General features: G+C 51.6%; 21 protein-coding genes and 3 tRNA genes. 12 read left to right on the top strand and 12 right to left on the bottom strand.

All coding sequences use genetic code 11. The features are described 5' to 3' along the window. Positions 1–2: 2 nt before the first annotated feature. Positions 3–1,652, bottom strand: coding sequence for a hypothetical protein (locus VGS11_13380; protein ID HEV2121080.1), 1,650 nt, complete (start codon positions 1,650–1,652; stop codon positions 3–5). A gap of 227 nt (positions 1,653–1,879) precedes the next feature. Between VGS11_13380 and VGS11_13375 the strand changes: the two genes are divergently transcribed. After that, a complete protein-coding gene (locus VGS11_13375) occupies positions 1,880–2,296 on the top strand; it encodes a pyridoxamine 5'-phosphate oxidase family protein (GenBank protein ID HEV2121079.1) in 417 nt (138 codons plus the stop codon). 160 nt (positions 2,297–2,456) lie between these two features. Then, a complete protein-coding gene (locus tag VGS11_13370; protein ID HEV2121078.1) occupies positions 2,457–2,807 on the top strand; it encodes a hypothetical protein in 351 nt (116 codons plus the stop codon). Positions 2,808–2,831: 24 nt separating this feature from the next. Here the strand turns inward: VGS11_13370 and VGS11_13365 are convergent. From VGS11_13365 to VGS11_13355, 3 genes are all read right to left on the bottom strand, one after another. Next, positions 2,832–3,044: transfer RNA gene (locus VGS11_13365), tRNA-Tyr, on the bottom strand. A 30-nt stretch (positions 3,045–3,074) separates the two neighbouring features. Then, on the bottom strand, positions 3,075–3,539 hold the full coding sequence (locus tag VGS11_13360; protein HEV2121077.1) for a hypothetical protein: 465 nt from the start codon (positions 3,537–3,539) through the stop codon (positions 3,075–3,077). A 291-nt stretch (positions 3,540–3,830) separates the two neighbouring features. Beyond that, positions 3,831–3,953: transfer RNA gene (locus VGS11_13355), tRNA-Asp, on the bottom strand. 196 nt (positions 3,954–4,149) lie between these two features. On the opposite strand from VGS11_13355, the gene VGS11_13350 reads away from it, so the two are divergent. Then, the gene (locus VGS11_13350; protein ID HEV2121076.1) at positions 4,150–4,533 is read left to right on the top strand and encodes a hypothetical protein; all 384 of its coding nucleotides are present in this window, start codon (positions 4,150–4,152) and stop codon (positions 4,531–4,533) included. A 228-nt stretch (positions 4,534–4,761) separates the two neighbouring features. Here the strand turns inward: VGS11_13350 and VGS11_13345 are convergent, their stop codons facing one another. Both VGS11_13345 and VGS11_13340 read right to left on the bottom strand, forming a co-directional pair. After that, positions 4,762–5,460, bottom strand: a complete 699-nt coding sequence (locus VGS11_13345) for an alpha/beta family hydrolase (GenBank protein HEV2121075.1) — start codon at positions 5,458–5,460, stop codon at positions 4,762–4,764. 22 nt (positions 5,461–5,482) lie between these two features. After that, positions 5,483–5,806 (bottom strand): cupin domain-containing protein, encoded by a 324-nt coding sequence (locus tag VGS11_13340; GenBank protein ID HEV2121074.1) that lies wholly within the window; start codon positions 5,804–5,806, stop codon positions 5,483–5,485. 157 nt (positions 5,807–5,963) lie between these two features. Between VGS11_13340 and VGS11_13335 the strand changes: the two genes are divergently transcribed. From VGS11_13335 to VGS11_13320, 4 genes are all read left to right on the top strand, one after another. Next, a complete protein-coding gene (locus VGS11_13335; GenBank protein HEV2121073.1) occupies positions 5,964–7,694 on the top strand; it encodes a M3 family oligoendopeptidase in 1,731 nt (576 codons plus the stop codon). Positions 7,695–7,798: 104 nt separating this feature from the next. After that, positions 7,799–8,461 carry a hypothetical protein gene (locus VGS11_13330; protein ID HEV2121072.1) on the top strand — a complete coding sequence of 221 codons (663 nt, stop codon included), beginning with the start codon at positions 7,799–7,801 and terminating at the stop codon, positions 8,459–8,461. Continuing rightward, positions 8,454–8,786: a Rieske 2Fe-2S domain-containing protein gene (locus VGS11_13325; GenBank protein ID HEV2121071.1), complete on the top strand. Its 333-nt coding sequence runs from the start codon at positions 8,454–8,456 to the stop codon at positions 8,784–8,786. The genes VGS11_13330 and VGS11_13325 overlap by 8 nt, the downstream gene beginning before the upstream one ends. Before the next feature lie 177 nt (positions 8,787–8,963). Then, a complete protein-coding gene (locus VGS11_13320; protein HEV2121070.1) occupies positions 8,964–9,572 on the top strand; it encodes a TATA-box-binding protein in 609 nt (202 codons plus the stop codon). A 32-nt stretch (positions 9,573–9,604) separates the two neighbouring features. On the opposite strand, the gene VGS11_13315 is transcribed toward VGS11_13320, so the two are convergent. After that, positions 9,605–9,722, bottom strand: a tRNA-Lys gene (locus VGS11_13315). 73 nt (positions 9,723–9,795) lie between these two features. Further along, complete coding sequence (locus tag VGS11_13310; protein ID HEV2121069.1) at positions 9,796–10,707, bottom strand: fumarylacetoacetate hydrolase family protein; 912 nt, start codon at positions 10,705–10,707, stop codon at positions 9,796–9,798. Between the two features lie 382 nt (positions 10,708–11,089). Between VGS11_13310 and VGS11_13305 the strand changes: the two genes are divergently transcribed. The 3 genes from VGS11_13305 to VGS11_13295 are packed head-to-tail and all read left to right on the top strand — an operon-like array spanning position 11,090 to position 13,820. After that, positions 11,090–12,496: a class II fumarate hydratase gene (locus VGS11_13305; GenBank protein HEV2121068.1), complete on the top strand. Its 1,407-nt coding sequence runs from the start codon at positions 11,090–11,092 to the stop codon at positions 12,494–12,496. A gap of 32 nt (positions 12,497–12,528) precedes the next feature. Then, positions 12,529–13,338, top strand: coding sequence for a hypothetical protein (locus VGS11_13300; protein ID HEV2121067.1), 810 nt, complete (start codon positions 12,529–12,531; stop codon positions 13,336–13,338). Between the two features lie 35 nt (positions 13,339–13,373). Then, complete coding sequence (locus VGS11_13295; GenBank protein HEV2121066.1) at positions 13,374–13,820, top strand: NUDIX domain-containing protein; 447 nt, start codon at positions 13,374–13,376, stop codon at positions 13,818–13,820. Here VGS11_13295 and VGS11_13290 read toward each other — a convergent pair. Next, positions 13,815–14,525, bottom strand: coding sequence for an HAD family hydrolase (locus tag VGS11_13290; protein ID HEV2121065.1), 711 nt, complete (start codon positions 14,523–14,525; stop codon positions 13,815–13,817). The genes VGS11_13295 and VGS11_13290 overlap by 6 nt on opposite strands. Positions 14,526–14,639: 114 nt before the next feature. Between VGS11_13290 and VGS11_13285 the strand changes: the two genes are divergently transcribed. Further along, positions 14,640–15,110: a hypothetical protein gene (locus VGS11_13285; protein ID HEV2121064.1), complete on the top strand. Its 471-nt coding sequence runs from the start codon at positions 14,640–14,642 to the stop codon at positions 15,108–15,110. Positions 15,111–15,113: 3 nt separating this feature from the next. Continuing rightward, a complete protein-coding gene (locus VGS11_13280; GenBank protein HEV2121063.1) occupies positions 15,114–15,584 on the top strand; it encodes a hypothetical protein in 471 nt (156 codons plus the stop codon). On the opposite strand, the gene VGS11_13275 is transcribed toward VGS11_13280, so the two are convergent. From VGS11_13275 to VGS11_13265, 3 genes are read right to left on the bottom strand one after another with little or no spacing between them, the layout of a single operon-like run. Beyond that, positions 15,532–16,374, bottom strand: coding sequence for an ABC transporter permease (locus VGS11_13275; protein ID HEV2121062.1), 843 nt, complete (start codon positions 16,372–16,374; stop codon positions 15,532–15,534). The two genes, VGS11_13280 and VGS11_13275, sit on opposite strands and share 53 nt — an antisense overlap. Beyond that, positions 16,352–17,182 (bottom strand): ABC transporter permease, encoded by an 831-nt coding sequence (locus VGS11_13270; protein HEV2121061.1) that lies wholly within the window; start codon positions 17,180–17,182, stop codon positions 16,352–16,354. Before VGS11_13270 ends, VGS11_13275 begins: the two co-directional genes overlap by 23 nt. After that, positions 17,175–18,170 (bottom strand): ATP-binding cassette domain-containing protein, encoded by a 996-nt coding sequence (locus VGS11_13265; GenBank protein HEV2121060.1) that lies wholly within the window; start codon positions 18,168–18,170, stop codon positions 17,175–17,177. Before VGS11_13265 ends, VGS11_13270 begins: the two co-directional genes overlap by 8 nt. Positions 18,171–18,229 lie beyond the last annotated feature (59 nt).

Raw genomic sequence — 18,229 nt, 5'->3', positions numbered from 1 at the left:
GATTAGAAGTAGTCTGGAGCGCCAAAGTTTAGGGCGAGGATTGATGCGTCAACTATGTCCACGATTCCGTTGGCGTCCAGGTCCGCCAGTGGGTTGTAGTTAACGCTCGCAGACTTTGACCCGAAGGCCAGGGCTAAAGCAGACGCATCGATAATACTCACGAATCCGGTATAGTGAATGTCAACCTGTCGAGTCACACCAAAGGACACTGTGGCCGTGACTCCCCTCAATAGAAGATATGCGATTGATGAGAGGTTGTAGGGTTTTACGACTACGTTCAGGAGAAAAATCGAACTCTGAACCCCAGGTGCGGGAGTATCGAGCTTGGTCGACGGTATGGTGTACGTCTTGTTGAATACGACGACCCCAGTGGTTTTGTTCGCAGCATTGACAGTGGCGTATCCGGAGAAGGTATTGTTCCCAGGAGTGACAGCCAAGCTACCGGTTATGATAATGTTGTTTCCTTGAAAGCGGGTGCTGTTGCTCAAGGGGACATGAATCGTGGGCGACAAGGCATACACAGTCGCATTGGCGTCTGGGGTTCCAAGACCGGTCGGGTAATCCCAACCTGTTCCGGCGGCGAAGAAACCGTTGGATCCAGAGGTGATATCCTGGTAAGATGACAGCTTGTACAGCTTCGCACCAATTGAACCATATGTCTGAGAGTATGCCTGGCTCGCGAGGTCCACTAGAGCAGCCCATTGAGGCGAACCAGCGCTAGTTCCGCCAACCTGATACCGCACGCCCCCCTGAACCACGAGGAACCCAGTGCTTGGGTCCCCATTGTAGGACACGTCTGCGGTGTCCCTTGCAGAATCTCCTAGACCCTGCTGCCAAGTAGGCTTAGGGAACATGCTACTGGACCCTGCACCGCTGCCGCTCCATGCCGTCTCGCTTCCATAAGATCCGTCGGGGTTGAGTGTCAGGCTAGTTCCCCCAACCGCAACTACTAGCGGGTCTGAGGATGGATACTCAGGGTTACAACATGAAGTGGCTCCAGAGTCTCCTGAACTAGCGAACGAAGTCGTCCCATGGGAGCTTATTGTAACTAACAATTGATGTGTTGATGCGATCGTGAACGAACCTGTCGTCGGGTAAGACGATTCAGGCAGTCCGAAGCTCATAGATAAGGCAGTCTCTTTCGGCAACGAGTTTGCGACGTAAGCGATCCCATCGAACATATGACCAAGGCTAGGATCGAAAGCGACCACAAGATCGATTGTAGCCGATGGAGCGATGGAGTGCACCCATTCTACGTCAAGCGCTGTTTCGAGAGCCCAACCCGAGTTCGTTCTCGTCGGACGACCATCTGGATAGAAGGTGTTCAGTACAACAGAAGAAAGTCCCGTTAATGAGCTGAAACTTGACAGATCAGCTGACAAACTTGGATCGCCGTAAGCGTCGATAATGGCAATTCTAGTCCCATTCCCCATTATTCCCCTCGAGTAAAGCGGGAGAAAATTGTAGGCCTTCCGAACGTCAGAAGGCACGAACGGTGGAGACCCTGGGTTTGAGAGGCTAGCAGGCCAATAAATTATCGGATGAAGAATTTCCCCTGCAAGCCCTGGTTTGGCTCCGAAAGAGGGCGGCAGCAAGGCGTGCATGCCCGGGAGCAGTAGCGAAATGAGAATGACGGCAGAGAGATGCCGCAAATCGCGTCACGAACGGTAATGACTCGCGATCAACGCTGGCTTCTATTAAGGCGATCGGACGACCCTGCTTATTCCCACTCAAAGTTCAGGACAGGGCTTGTTAGATTATTGAGCTAATTTCCTTTCATAGCTCGCGGCCATCCTCGCCCTCGAAGAAATAAGGTCACGAGAGAGTCCCTAGCACATAGCTTGAAATCCCACGTGGACTCAAAAGGGACCGTTCAAGATTGAAGGACGCGGTTTCGAAAGTCAAGTTCTCGGAAAAGGAGATTCAGTTTCTAGAACAGAACGAGTTGTGCAGGTTCGCAACGGCTTCGAAGAAGGGCGAGCCTCACGTTGTACCTGTCTCCTACGTGTTTCACAATGGTTTCCCTTACATCGTGACCGACTATAAGACAAGAAAGCTCAAGAACCTACGCGAGAACCCTCACGCGGCTATTCTAGTGGACACAACCGGGACCCAGAAGCTGCTCCTGGTCAGTGGGCCTGTCTCGATAATCGAAAAAGGAGATGAATACAAGAAACTCTACAAAATCTTCCATGGAAAGCTAGACTGGGTGAAGCGCGATCCTTGGAAAGAAGGCGAGGCGCCCTTCGTCAGGATCAACCCGACCTTCAAAGCTGGATGGGGACTCGGTAGTTGAAACTAGTGACTTAGACCCTGATTCGACCCTTCAGTGAATCGTCATTAGAGGAATGTAGCCTGGACTGGTTACATGACTCTTTAATAGCGCTGGAACGGCATGTGCCAATTAGAGCTGACCCAATAAGATGGCAGATTTCTGTTCCAGATGCGGTAAGACATTGAGCCTCATCGACCCCCTCCTGGAGCTCAAAGGGCTGAGGTTCTGCGAGGATTGCTACCCGGACGTCAAACGAGAACATGCCGCTGCCAGCATCTCGGACAAGATGGATCGAAAGAACCGTGCGGCGTTCGCTGATGACGAGAGCGACGAGAACCTGCGCGGCTCAATCATCAAGGGCAAGCAAGCACTTGCGGCGAAGGAGAACGAGTTCAAATGGGACAATCCTTCTCTCTCGCTGATTGCCAGTGCACTGCGGATTCTCACAGATCAGAATAAGATCATAATGAAGCAGAATGAGCTGATTCTGAGAGAGCTTGAGAGCCGAACTCCTGCGGTAAAGTCGAAGTAGAATTCGCTATCCTTTACGAGAGACTGGTCCCGGGGACCGGAGTCTCATTAGAGGCCGTTTGGCCTCTATTTTGAATTCGCCGAACCGGTTTTAGGGGTTCTCCGGCGACACTCCGGTGTCTACTGTTAGCCTGGTAAGGCTGACGTGGCCGCGCACTGGGCGCACACCTACAGCGTCTTCGTCGCCCACTTGTTCAGAGGGCGGCTCGGAAGCTCTTCCAGGCTGAGCTACCCCGGGACACGGACAAGACGCGAGGTTCGCGTCTAGTTAAGATTTCTCGGGATCCTGATGGTGATTTTCTCTTATCCACCGTGCGAGATCGCGAAGGCCGATATTGGAGGTTACGTCGATGACTGGGACTTCGATGTTTCCGACGCGGACGAAATTGTTGTATTTTGTCATGGGCGCGTGGGATATGTTGGAGGCGTAGATTCGGCCCTTGACGTACTCTTCGGGGAGGGCTTCAGGTTCAACGAAGTCCGCGAGAAAGACTACGCCCTCGGCCCAGTAGAGGGCGAGTGGTTGGCCGGAGACATTCATGACGAAGGCAACCATGGAGGCGAGGTTGGCTTGGCTGGTGAAGCTGGTGAGCCCGGTGACGACGATCTCTTGGGGTGGTGAGTGGATTATGGACACCAAGATGGTTCTCGTTGGGATATGTGGGTCGCCTGTGTTAAGGCTTGGTGGCCCCTGTATTCGGACCCGTGTTTCGTGGAGTGCGCGGCGCGACATTTGACTAGGCCCCATGGTGGGTTGAGAAAATTTCCCCTGTTGCTAGGTTCTGAACAACCTGTTTTTCATAGGACCGTACTTCAAGAAATGATCCCCAAGATACTGAATTCAGAAATGTGATCTCGAAAGAGGGGTTTTCGATTTATCTGTTTTTCCGTCTTTTGTGTGATTCATTTTTCTCGTGAATGGAGAATTGGGCGGTTACTGGACAGCTTCGCATCATCTTTTGTCGGAGTCGGAGATCAGTCCACGTCGTGCGGCTCGGCGTAATCCGCGTACTCCTTGACGGTTTGGCGCCCAGGGCGGGATTCGAACCCGCAACACGCTCGAGGATATGCTCGAGTGTCGCACGGGTGACAGCCGTGCATACTCTCGGCCGGCTCCCGCAAGCCGCGGACCGGGCTATACTACCTCAACGCACTCCCGTATTCCAGGAATGGGGCGCGAGCCCGGCATACATCTCCTGGGCAAAGCTACCCCGGAAAAGCTGGCAAGCTTAAACCTTCCCAAAAGAAACGAAAGGACAATCGCGGATTACTACAAGACGCGCTGCGGAGTTGCAATAAGGATAACTCGGAACAACATGATATTGTCAGACAAGTAACGGGCTATGGCTTACGCAATCCCGAGCCTCGGGATAGGCACAACCCTCCTCGGATTCATTGTCCTATTCATCATCTACCTCCTCATCATCGGCTTCGTACTCTGGCTAGCCGGGGAAATTGTCGTCGGCAAAAGAGTCACCTTTGGAGAGGCACTAGCCGTCGCCGGCACAGGAACCTTCCTAGTCGGAGCTTCGATTACCTTTCTAGGCCTGATCGGTGTCCTGCTCGGGGTTCTGATCTTCCTATTGCTCGTGAAACACTACTTCAAGACAGGCTGGATCGGAGCAATCGGCGTCGCCATAATGGCTGTAATCGTAGGAGTCGTCCTCACGTTCATCCTGGGAGCACTGGCGCTAGGCGCCCTCTTCGGGTTCCCAAAGATCTTCTAGAACAGCCTCAAGACTAGAGACCCGTCTGAGACGGGACGAAAAATGGAAAAGGCTTCTGCGGAGCCCCTTCTATGGATATTTGGGAAACTTACGCCCCGGCAGGCGTAGGGCTAGGCTTCCTCGCCGCTCTTATCTTCCTGCTCGGAAGAACAGCCACACGTATCGCACATGGCTGCTCAGGATCGAGATGTTCGCCGATTTAAACACTACATTCAACCCACCAAACGCTTAGATGCCACGGGTCTTCACCCACGTGTCAACGGTCTCCAACGCTTCGTCGTAGGTTTCGACAAGAGCCTCCTCTCCATTAGCCGTGTTGAAGCTGTGGTCACCACCTTCTATCCAATGAATCTCCGCCCTGTCGCCCAGCCTCGATACTACTCGGTCGAGCAATTCTCTCTTCGCAAACTGGTCCTTGGTTCCGGAAATGAAGAGCATCGGCCTCTCGATCTGATACAAGTGCTCGTCCCTGAGCAATTCCGGTTGACCAGGTCGGTGCAAGGGATAACCTAGAAAGAACAACCCATCAACATCCATCCCTGAGGCGACAACTTGCGAGGCAATGCGACCTCCCATCGACTTGCCTCCCACGAAAATACGCTTTGGGCGGTACTTGCTTGCCTTAGCCTGCTCTATCACTTGCCGATAGTTCGATTCTAGAACGTCCCTCTTGTCGGGGATTTTTCGACGGGCTTCCATGTATGAAAAGTTGAATTTCACACTCAGGTAGCCCTTCTCGGCGAGCGCTTTGTGGAAAAATGTGATGAACGGAGAGTACATCGGTCCACCTGCGCCGTGGGCGATAATCAGGCAGGTCTGACCCTCTCCCAAGCTCGGAGACGAAGCATATACGATTCCCAGATGATCGCCCTTTGGTGTCAGAATCTTTGATTGCTCAATCTTGAGCTGACCTTCTGGCGCTCTCAAGGGTCTCAATGGCTCTTGAAACCTAGAGGTCTGGATTTCCTACAAAAATGGCTAGATAGCGCAGGGGTTCGAACCCTTCTCGGATGGAGCTGTGAACTGTCCCGGGTGGTATCACTATCATTGTTCCTGGCTTGACCTTGACCTCCTTCTCCCCGACCCGTGCCGAACCTCTGCCCTCGATGTAGAAGATTGTCTCTTCAACATCATGAGTATGAGGAGTAACGATTCCAGTGAGTTCGACATAGCGCATTGCGAGCTGATGACCCTGCTCTGCCTTTGATAGATACCATCGTCTGAAGTCGCCCACCCTCTCTGGAACAATTTCGGAAAGATGCTTCACTATCATAGAGAATCCACTCTTTTTACTGTAGCATTTTCTAGGGGTTTAAGTTGGTTGCTATCAAAAGATGTTCGCTGGGACAATTTCTCCGGGGACGGCAAGGTGAATGAGACAAACTGTGATAACCTAGGCTAGTATCACAGACTTTGGACCGGAGAGAAACTTGTCCTTCGATTACCCCCACCTTCCCCGTGAATACCCTCGCCAGTTTCTTCCCTCAAAAATAGACCTCACAGACCTCAGCAAACTAAACGAAATATTTGCCGATCTGCAGAACCGCACGATCCATTCCTCATCAGATCTTGAGAAATGGCTCAAAGACGAGTCCGAACTTGCATCGGCCCTAGCAGAAGAGCAATCCATTCGATACGCCAGAATGACGTGTCAAACCGATGACCCCGCCCGCGAGAAAGACTACCTACTCTTTATAGAAAACGTCGAACCCGCGGGCAAAATAGGATTCTCCCAGCTAGACCGCAAATATCTCGACACTTCAGCTCGGAAAAGCCTTCCAGACGAACAATACTTTGTCCTCGACAGGAAGAGGGAGAACAATGTCGCTCTCTTCCGACAAGAAAATGTAGAACTCGAAAAAGAAGAGACAAAGCTCGCTCAAACGTTTCAGAAAACCACCGGAGCGATGACCGTCCTCTACGATGGCCAAGAGAGGACAATGCAACAAATGGGCCGATTCTTGGAAGAACCCGACCGCAGCGTGCGAGAGAAAACATGGCTTCTCGCCGAGTCTCGCAGACAACAAGACAAAGCCGCCCTAAACCAGATCTATGACCAGCTAATTGCCCTGCGCCAAAAAATCGCGAAAAACGCAGGCTTTGACAACTACCGAGACTACATCTTTCGAAAGAAGGAACGATTCGATTACACGCCGGAGGACTGCCTCCGCTACCATAAGGCCGTGGAAGAACACATCGTCCCGCTAATTCACAAACTTGACGAAGAACGAAGTCAAGGATTGAAAGTCCAAACGCTACGCCCCTGGGACCTCGCGGTCGACCCCAAAGGACGCCCCGCACTTCGCCCCTTCAAAACCTCATCCGAACTAATTCAGGGATGCATCAAGGTGTTTGACAAGGTCAACCCCGAGTTCGCCGCCAAACTCAGAAGGATGACAAGCCTGAATCTCCTAGATCTTGACAGCAGGAAAGGAAAAGCGCCAGGCGGATACAACATGGAACTTCCAGAAGTCCGACTCCCCTTCGTATTCATGAACTCTGTGGGACGCGACGGGGATGTTTGGACACTACTACACGAATCAGGGCACGCATTTCACGTCTTCGCGATTCGAGACAAAGGATTCCCCTACCAGTACAGAAGCGAGAACGTACCACTAGAAATTGCAGAAGTGGCATCGCAAGCAATGGAGATCATCGGAGGAGAACACCTCGAAGGAACATTCTACACCAAAGAAGACGCAGCTCGCTCCAAAAGAGAACACCTAGCATCGATCATCAAACTACTTGCCTGGATCGCCACTATCGACTCCTTCCAGCACTGGATATACACTAATCCGAGACACACGCGCGAAGAACGAGAGGAACAATGGGTCAAGATAAGGAAAAGATTTGGCGGGGCAGAAAGCTGGGCTGGATATGAGAAATTCCTTCGATCTCAGTGGCAACGCCAACTACACCTCTTCGAGGTTCCGTTCTATTACATCGAGTATGGAATTGCGTTCATGGGCGCGCTTGGTATTTGGACGCGATACCGCAAAGACCCAAAAGCCGCCATCTCAGCCTACCAGAGAGCTCTCGCCTTAGGCGGGTCGAAACCCCTGCCCGAATTGTTCAAAGCTGCCGATTTGCCATTTGACTTCGGACCGAGAACAATAGAGCCCTATGCAAGAGAGCTACACGATGTTCTAGTGCGGAGCTGATGTGATCTATGAACATGATGGCGACTCGCAATGTCACCTGCTAGCAACGAGGGCGAAGAAACAGAGTTAGGACAAATGAGTCCTAGGAAACGCCTCTCTTAGCGATGCTTGGATTTATTGTTCAGCCGTTGGCGATAACTCTTGACGATATCGACCTTAGTCTGATCTCAGCACTTATCGGACTCGCAGTAACAATTCCTGTAACCTACCTAATAGTTGACCGGGTAGTAGCTAGGCATGACAGGAAGAAGCTCGAACCGGTAGAGAAGCTGGCGAAAGAGAGATTGAGATCCAAGCTCGGAGTCGGATTTCTCACCACCTTTCTCATCACATTAGTGATCGACATTACATCCGCTGCTGGAGAAAAAAGGAGCCTACCAAAGGATGTAATTTCTCTTCACATCGAGAAATTGAAGGGAGCCCAGTCTGACCTAGAAATGCTCCTGGGCGTATACAACAACGTGATAGATGTCAGGACCACGCATCTTACGAGTAGCATAATCTTGTTCATCGAACACTTGCAGGAGGACTTTGAATATCTCTCGCAGATTTATCCCAAACCACTCGCCAGAGTCCATGCGTCTCACATTGAAGACCTGATTCTCAAAACTGTGAAACTGACGAAAGAAGAATTGGTAGCGCTCGGAACAGAGAGTGTCCAGATACGGGCCCTTGAGGAATGGCTGACAAGCTATACGAAAACTAGAGTTGCCGGACCTGAACCCCGAGACATGGTGGAGGTCAGCGGAAAGCATCAGATTGGTTGAGAGAGCGAATCACACTTTGGCTAGGTTCGTGAAGGTTGCAGAGAAGAGCGAGCTGCGTGAGGGATTCGGCAAGGTCGTAAGCGCCGAAGGAAGAAGCATAGCCCTGTTTCGAGTCAAAGACGAGCTTTTCGCGCTAGCAAATGTCTGCCTACACCGAGGAGGACCATTAGGAGAGGGGAATCTCAACGGCTCCGTGGTTACTTGCCCTTGGCATGGATGGAAGTTTGACGTTCGCACAGGCTCCTTCACAATCATTCCGACCTTGAAGGTCACAGCATACAAAGTCAAAGAACAAGATGGCTCAGTCATGATAGAAATCCCGTAAAAATACTGGCCCGGCAACTCGACCGACTACTTAACCGGCGCCGACTTCAACCCCCCTTTTTGCCCGCCCAAATTGGCGCAACCGGCTATTGCGGCGTCGGCCAATCGACCCTATATAAGGAACCTCCTTTTAAAGGCGGGACAACTTTGGGCTCCAAAACGCGGGTGTTGAAACCGTTTGTCCGATAAGAACAGGGCATTCATCAATATTGAAAACGTAGTCGCCTCCGCGACGCTGAAACAGAGAATAGACCTCAACGCAATTGTCCGCGTCTTCCCTGGGGTCGAATATCGCCCAGAACAATTTCCCGGCCTCGTCTACCGGTTAAAGAAGCCAAAAACTGCGACTCTAATTTTCAGCTCTGGAAAAATGGTATGCACCGGCGCAAAATCTGAACGCCAAGCGCGCCAAGCAGTATTGAAAGTCGTCGATGAACTGAAGAGAGATGGAATCGTGATCCTAGGTAGGCCGGAAATAATGATACAAAATATTGTCGCATCGTGCGGACTAGGAGGCCACATTGATCTGGAAAAAGCAGTTTACGGTTTGAAGAAAACCATGTATGAACCAGAACAATTTCCAGGTCTCATCTACAGAATGGATGAACCGAAAGTGGTGATTCTAGTATTCGCAAGTGGCAAACTAGTTTGCACGGGAGCAAAGAAAGAGATCCAGGTGCACATCGCAGTCAACAAGCTTCAAGAAACTCTGGAGGCGAAAAACCTGATCCGCTACGAAGGTCCCGAAAAACCTCGCCTTCCACCCCTGCCCACAAAAGCATCCTAGCAAAGACCTGACAGCCAACATTCCCATTTTCTTGGCGGGCCCGCCGGGAATTGAACCCGGGACAGCCGGGTGTCCCCTTCGAAGGCTAAAAGCCTCACCAGAGCACTAACGCCGCTCTTCCGGTGCTCTACCTGGCTGAGCTACGGGCCCTACGGGTCGCTACGAACGGGCGTTGAAAAAGAATTCGGGGGTTCTCACAATAGGAATATCCGTAATTGGTGTCTTAGGCTTGCGATGCGTCCACTATCGTATTCTGGAGGCGTCCGAGGTTTTCGATCTTCGCCTCTATCCCGTCTCCTGGTCTGAGGAGATAGGGTTCTTTGTCGGGTTTCCTGTAAATCGCGACGCCCGATGGCGTTCCGGATGTTATGATGTCACCAGGCTCCAATGTCATGGATGAGAAGAACTCGACCAGCTCTCGAACTTTGAATACCATGTTCTTTGTGCTCGACAGCTGACGGACTTGACCGTTCACCCGAAGTTCCATTCCAAGGCTGTCCGGGTTTCCCGCCTGATCCGGTGTTACTAGGCAGGGGCCCATTGGACCGAAAGTATCGAAGTTCTTACCGAGGTTGCAGAACCCGCGCTTCATCTCGGCAAACTGAATATCCCTCGCACTGATGTCGTTGAACACGGAGAAACCTGCCACATACAGAAGGGCATCTTCTCTGACAATATCCTTGCACTTTATTCCGATGACAGTCGCAAGTTCGACCTCATAGTCGAGAAGCTTGACTCTTCTCGGATATATCACAGATGCCCGATGGCCTACAAGTGATGTGGGTGCTTTGAGGAAGGATATTGGAAAGGGTGGAAGCGAACTGCTTCCCTCGGCGAGATGATCCGAGAAGTTGCCGCCCATACAGATGATCTTGGTTGGGTGCGCTATCGGTGGTAATACTGTAACGGAGTCGAGGCTCCATACCCCTTTCTCGTTCTGTTTGCCTCGGTCTAAATTCTTCTTTACAGATTCTGCTGCTAGTTGGGCTTTGGATTCCGACTTGGGGTCCTTAAGGAAATCGAGGAGTGGTTCAGGGGAGGCCTTCGCACCAGCTATCTCGGCGATATGATTCACGTCTACCAAGACGCCGACTCTGTTCTCTCCCGTTTTCTGCTGAAACCTAACTAGCCTCACCGCATGGTCCCTAGAGTGTTCGGAGCCAAGCGGATCGGAATGTAAATGTTACAACTTGTCCGCGAGAAATCGGCGCCTCGATCACTCGACAGAGACTAGCGGTCGTTGCTATGACGGAGAGCCTTGCGGTCATAATCTATTTGCTTGAGAAGAGATGTGACCGCTTCGATTTGCTTGCGTAAGACGATGCTATTCTGTCGAATCTTCTTTACCGAGAGCAACCTGCTTGAGCTAGGAGAGTACGCCTGTTTAGACCGTAGAGAAGAGCGAAACTATTCCGCTTCTGGCAACTTGCCAAAGCTGTTCTCATGTGTTGTTCCTTGCGTAGATAGAGAGTCTTTTTAATCCGCCAAATCCTATCGAGCGTTAGTTGACTCCAACGATGGTAACGGTTGAGGAATATCGGGTTGAGAGTGATACAATGGGAGAGGTCAAGGTCCCGAACTCCGCGTATTACGGGGCTCAGACCCAGAGGGCTGTCGAAAACTTCCCGATCTCGGGAGTTCGGCTACCTAAAGATTTCATTCGGGCTATGGCTCTGATCAAACTGGCCGCAGCGAAGGCGAATATGCAGCTGGGACTCCTCGACCCGAAAAAGGGCGAGGCTATTGTCTCAGCCGCTAAGGAAGTAATGGACGGCTCACTCTATGAGCAGTTTGTAGTTGACGTCTTCCAGACCGGTAGCGGCACCTCGACCAACATGAACGCTAACGAAGTGATCGCAAATCGTGCAATCGAGCTTCTTGGTGGAAAACGCGGAGACAAGAAGGTCATTCACCCAAATGACCATGTGAACATGTGCCAATCGACCAACGACGTTTTCCCTACAGCCATTCACGTCTCCGCGGCGGAAGCGATCGGGAGAAAGCTAATTCCCGCGTTACAATCGCTCGCCAAAGCACTCGAGAACAAGACAGTCGAATTTGACGGTGTGGTAAAAGCTGGTCGAACTCACCTCCAAGATGCGGTACCTGTCACGCTCGGCCAGGAGTTCAGCGCTTATGCGAGTATGATACGACACGGTATCAGAAGGGCGGAACTTGCCCGAGACACCTTGCTAGAACTGCCACTTGGAGGAACCGCAACCGGTACAGGCCTGAATGCTCACCCCAAGTACGCAGAGCTAGCGATAAGAGAGGTTAACAGGCTCACTGCCTTCAACTTCAAGAAAGCCGAAAACATTTTCGAATCGATGCAGGGAAAAGACGCGTGCATCGAGGCGAGCGGGCAGCTGAAGACCATTGCTGCCAGTCTCATGAAAATCGCCAACGACTTCCGGCTACTCAACTCTGGACCCCGCACAGGGCTTGCGGAAATAGACATGCCAGCTACCGAGCCTGGATCGAGCATAATGCCGGGAAAAGTCAATCCGGTAATTCCTGAAGCTGTCAACCTGGTCGCGGCTCAGGTCATCGGAAACGATGCCGCCATCACCGTCTGCGGGTCGCTCGGACAACTGGAACTCAACATCATGATGCCTGTTATAGCCTATGACCTCCTCCAGTCAATAGAAATTCTAGCGAACGGTTCCAGGGTGCTATCTGAGAAGTGCGTCTCAGGAATAACGGCTGATCGTGAAAAATGCTACAACTATGCGGATAGAAGCCTGATGATTGTAACGGCGATAACACCGCATATCGGCTATGACAATGCGGCGAAGGTTGCTAAGAAGGCCGTAGATGAGAACAAGTCGATCCGAGAAGTGATTCTAGAGGAGAACATCCTCCCGAAAGAGAAACTTGACGAAATCCTAGATCTCAAGAAGATGACCAAGGGCGGAAGAGCATAACCCCATCGCCCCTTTTGGCGTGAAAGCCCTTGATGGATACTCAGCAGATAATGCGCACATCGCTGATGCTGGCAGGATTCAAGAACGTCCCTGCTGACAGCGAAGTTCACGTTAAAGGACGAAGGATTCGCAAAGCCCTCGTCGCGATCGATGTCGGAGTAGCTGAACTTCTTCTAGCCAGAAACCTTGGATGTGACGCGGTAATCGCACACCATCCAGCAGGAGGCAGAGCAAGGATCGATGGCTACAAGGTATTCCTCCGCCACATCGACCAGCTGAAAGAGGCAGGTGTACCTGAAGGCGTTGCAACGGAGGCCGTTCAGCCCAAGCTGCGGGTGATGGAACTTCAGCATCATCCTGACAACTATGATCAGGTACCTAGCGCAGCCAAGAAACTTCGAATTCCTCTAGTTTCAATCCACAGCCCATGCGACGAGATTGGCCGAAAGATGATTCAAAGGGTTCTGAAAGATCTCGATAGAGATTCAACAGTGAAAGATGTTGTCTCTAGAATTGCGCGTTTTCCTGAATATCAAAAAGCCGTATCCAAGATTGAGATTAGGCTGGGCTCTCCAAGGAGTCGGGCGGGAAAGATTGCGATCAGCCACGCCGCCTACACTAATGGCGGCTACGAGATTGCAAGGACGTACTTCCAGAACGGAGTGGGAACACTTTCCTACATTCACATTGCAGAGCCGGATCTAACAAGGCTTGCAAACGAGGACTCTGGAAACCTGATCGTTCTGGGACACATTGCAAGCGACTGGCTTGGAATAAACGCGCTCCTAAACGTGCTTGAGAAGAAGGGAATGGAACCTATCACGACCACTGATCTGCATTGAGCTCCTCAAACCCGCGACCATCGTTCACTGATACTATGGCCAAGCAGGTATTTCCTGAACCAACGGTAGGGGCCCTCATCGTCGACACGAATGGCAAGATCCTGTTAGCGAAATCTCACAAGTGGTTCGACAAGTACACTCTCCCAGGTGGACATATCGAAGTTGGAGAGAGTATGGTTGATGCGGTGAAGAGGGAAGTCAGAGAGGAAGTTGGACTGGACGTGGAGGTGGTGGAGATGCTTCTGGTGCAAGAAGCCATTCTCGCGCCTGAGTTCTACAAGAAGAAACATTTCATCTTTATTGACTTTTACTGTAAATCCAAAGACCAAGAGGTCAAACTTGACCAGACGGAAATACAGGATTATGTCTGGGTCTATCCCGGCGCGGCCTACAATCTGAAACTAGACTCTTTCACTCGCAAGACAATTGACAGGTATCTCAACCGGGGTAGCCGTGTATCGTCCCCAAGTAGTGCTCTATAGGGTCCAGGCTTTCGACTCTAACCGCTTCTCTAGCTCAAGGAGAGAACTGACCGTAACGTCGGCACCCTCCTTCGAAAAGTCGTTATAGCGCGCGAACCCCGTTCGAACTAAGACGGTCCGTATTCCGAGCTTCCTTCCCGCTCTAACATCCCACCAAGAATCGCCCACAAGAAACGCATCCTCGACACGAAGCTTCAATCTTTCCAACGCCCTCATCACCAACTGTTTCCTTTTGTCAACGACTTCCTCTAACGACTCCAGTCCCCTTGCAGGGCCAAGATCCTCTCGAGTAAAGAGCACATCGACTAGGGGGGCAACTTTCAACAGGCCCAGCTCTTCTGCTACTGTGGACCTCGTGAATCTCATCGTGGCAATCCCAAGCTTGGACCCGCGGGCTCTCAGAGAGGACAAGAGTTCCAGCGCACCGTTCTGAAGCCTCGCCTTGTCCACTGAGTCCCTGAACAGTTGTCGATATGTCTCATAAGCCTCATCGATCCTCGTACCGCTTTCTCGCGACAGAGCGGTTTCCAGAACCATACGCGGTCCCGTACCGATCTCGTAAGCCCGCTGGTAGTAGTTCTTGACAAGAAACTCGCGATCGATCGGTTTTGAGTGATGCATTGTGAGGGTTTGGTTGATGCAGTAGAACTCGCGGTCGTCAATCTGGGCGAGAGTTCCGTCCCAGTCGAATATTGCACCCCTCAATGTTCTCAGGCGAGAAATTGGCGTGGGAATGTAACCATATGGGTTTCCTTGAGGTTACGAGCGGCATATCACGAAAGCGCCCTCTGTGTCCTTGAGATTAGGGACGAGCGTGCGATGGGTAGACAAGGCTCCGACTCCCCTGCTGATACCAAGGGAGATCTTTTGCTGGCAATTGGGGTGGGATTCCTCATCAATCTGATCATCGGAGTCGCCCTACCACAAATAGGACCTTTTGTGTCGGGACTGGTCGCAGGGGTCATCATCAAGCAAGGCCCATGGAAGGGGGCGCTCGCGGGCTTCTTTGCAGGGACGCTGGGTGGACTGGCAAGTATTGGACTTTGGGTTGCAACCAATCTCTTGAGTCTTCCAAGCGGGCTTTGGTCTGTTGCTTTTCAGACTGCTGTTGGGATTTTGACAGCAACTTACGCCATTCTCTCCTTGTCGGGCGGGCTAATAGGAAGCGTTGTTGCAGTCCAGCACTGGCCCCGATTGAGCCTGTTTCTCAGGCAACACAAGATCCGATTCTCGCTACCGCTCCATCTTCACCAATCGACGACAATCACGGCAAAGAAGCGTGAGGACTAGAGAATGACTTTCACTGCGCAGCGATTGTTGGATACTACCCCCAGATGGCTTAGCATAACCCTCGTCTCAACCTCTAGTGCCCTGCTGATATCTGGTGTCGGGTTTGTTTTGAACCTCTTCGACCCCTTCAACATCACTCCCTTCACATTGTTGCTTCATCTCGTCTGGGCGATTGTCGTGTCGAGCTGGGTGCTCAACCTGAAGGTGAAACTCCCTCCTGAGAAGAAGGCCCTTTTGGCGATGGGCATTGCGGTCGCGGTTGGATCAATGTGGGGGGCCCTTCAGCAGTGGATGGCGTATCTCGAGGGTGGAATAGTCAACGACATTACTCTTGTCGTTGGAGCAGTTGCTTTGGACGCCGTTGGAGGACTGATGGTCTACATCCTATACCATCTGAACATTCTAGGCAGAAAAGTCGGGCCTAGTGGGTCCCAATCAAACCCCGGGTCTGCGCGTACTTCTCCGTCGCCTTGAACACAAATAGGCCCACAGTAAACAGTCCAACACTAAGGACTACGGCAACCAAAACCTCCAAGGCAGGATCGATTATTGTTATCGAGCCTGAGGCTGCATACCTCAGCAAATCCGCAAAATATGTGAACGGGATCGCGAAAGAGACCACCTTAACCGGTCCAAGGACTTCCAAAGGAAAGAAAACGCCGCATAGCCCGATCACCAAGAACTGAGTCAGGTTTGACAGAATGTTGAACGACTTTATTCTGAATGTTATACCAGCAAATACGAGGCCGAAGCCCAGGACCCCAAGATATAGTATGGCGAAAGTGAGGACAAACAAGAGAGGATTCCCGATTGAAACTTGCTGGTGACCCAGCCCTCCGATCAACAGTGCCGTATAGGCGATTATCGCCAAGTCAGTGAAGAAGGTGCGGGCAAATCTTCCAAAGATGATGCTGACTCTGCTAATGGGAGCAACAAACAATTGCTCTATAGTTCCCTGGAGCTGTTCAGTTCTGATGTACTGTCCAATTCCCCATATGCTGGTACTAAATACGATGAGGAAGACAAACCCCCAGTAGAAGAAGCTGAAAGTTGAAGGGGCTCCTAGGGTACTTGTCACATTTCCCTTACGAACAAAGTTGGCTGCCACTCCAACCGCAAAAAGGACAAACCAGGCAGGCAACGTGATGAACTCACTTAGAATAAGAGACGGATACCGGAAGTAGACTCGAATATCCTTGACGAAGGCTGCCCTCATCTCGGCTAAAAGCCGACCCAGTGCACTAGAACTTGGAAAGGTCGCCATGAATCTTAGCCCTCTTCTCAAAGAGTTTGAAGAAAGAATACCCCAGAAACGGGTAGATGACGGCCATCGTCAAAAGCACCAATATTGTACCCGCGGCTCCGAAAAGGCTGTTCACAGACTCCACGACGAGTCTCATGTCTTGTATCACAAAGGTCTGCGGGATTCCAAATGAAATGACTTGGACCCAGACGGGGAGGACAGCTACGCTGTAGAATGTTCCCGTCACGACTGCAAATAGCACGTTCGCAGCCTGGGTGAACGCGTATGGCTCCTTGAACCTGACCACCAGGGCCGCGAAGACAAAGCCTATTCCGAAAAGTGGAATGAGGCCTACCATAAGGATCCCGAAGGCCCAGATGAGCCCAACAGCGCTTCCAGGCGCAAGCACTAGAACAGTGGTAGCGATAACTGTGACGAAGAGTATCGTCGTTATTACGATCTGTGCGAGTGCCGTTCCGACTAGCAGTAGAAACCGATTGATCGGTGCGAGGAAATTCTGTTCCAGTGTTCCCTTAATCTGCTCGTCTCGCAAGGAAGTTCCTATTCCTTCCAAGACCATCCACGAGATCATCCAAACCCCAGCCCCAATGATCAGATAGACGAACGGGTTGAGGGTGGACCCCGTTTGGGCTGAGAAGTTTGAAACCGCGCCTGATCCGCCGGCTGCGGTCCCCATTGCGAAAACCATCGCAGTGAGGAAATATGGAATGATGAGAACGAAGACGAACTCGCCAGGGTAGCGCATGAGGTGGCGCACCTGTTTCTTGAATATCGCGCCCAAGGGGGCGAGATCGAGCAGGCTAGTCACGAAGAGCCCTCCCCGTAAGGCTGATGAAAACATCCTCCAAAGTAGGCTCAGCGACTTTCAGATTGGAGACTTCTACACCTCCTTTTACCAGCACATCCAGCATTTCTGGTATTGCATCTTTCGCATCTTTGGCGTGTATCTTGATCACGCCTTTCATCGATGAAGCATCTTCAACGAACGAGGCGACTTCGGTAATGCCATCTAATCCCCGCAACTGCTCAACGACTCGCGGGTCAATGTTTCTAGCTTCGATGTCTACCGTTTCGCTTTTCATAACTGACTCTTTGAGCTCCGCAGGTGGAGCGAGCGCAATTATTCTTCCCTGGTCAATAATCGCCACGCGATCGCTCAGCTGGTCCGCTTCCTCCATGTAGTGAGTTGTTAACACAATCGCATGGCCTTTCTTTCGAAGGTCTTGTATGATCTCTCGGATGAGACGGGCCGACTGTGGATCGAGGCTCATGGTCGGCTCGTCAAGAAGAATCACTGGAGCCTCGTGTAAAATCGACTTGCCGAAGGAAAGCCGGATCCTCATCCCCGTGGAATAGTTCTCAACAAGAGTGTTCTGTCGGTCCTCGAGACCGACCAGTTTGAGAACTTGCTCTATTCGTTTCTTCGCGAACTCTTTCTCCATATGGTAAAGGGCAGAGAAATATTCCAAATTCTCTCTTCCCGTCAGTTTCCAGTAAAGTGTCCTGTCCCCCGTGAGCATTACTCCAAGGTCTTGTCGGGCTTTCTGTGGTGCCCGCGTGACGCTGTGTCCGTTGACGAACGCGTCCCCTGCGGTAGGCGAGATGAGGGTGCAGAGGATCTTGATGGTGGTTGTCTTTCCGGCGCCGTTGGGCCCTAGTAGGCCGAAGACCTCGCCTCTCTTGACTCTGAAGCTAACATCTCTTAGTGCTGTTACCGTTTTCGGGTTTTTCCGGAAGACCGGGCCTTCTCTAACCGTGAAGGATTTCGCTAAGGAGTCGGCTTCCAGAAGTTCCAAAGACTGCAGTTATGGGCTTGCTTCGAGCCTGCTATTAATGCAGGCACACGCCGAGTACT

Source organism: Candidatus Bathyarchaeia archaeon (assembly GCA_035935655.1).
GTDB lineage: Archaea > Thermoproteota > Bathyarchaeia > 40CM-2-53-6 > 40CM-2-53-6 > 40CM-2-53-6.
Note: the sequence above shows the minus strand (reverse complement) of the source record. Positions and strands in the feature narration are given on the sequence as shown.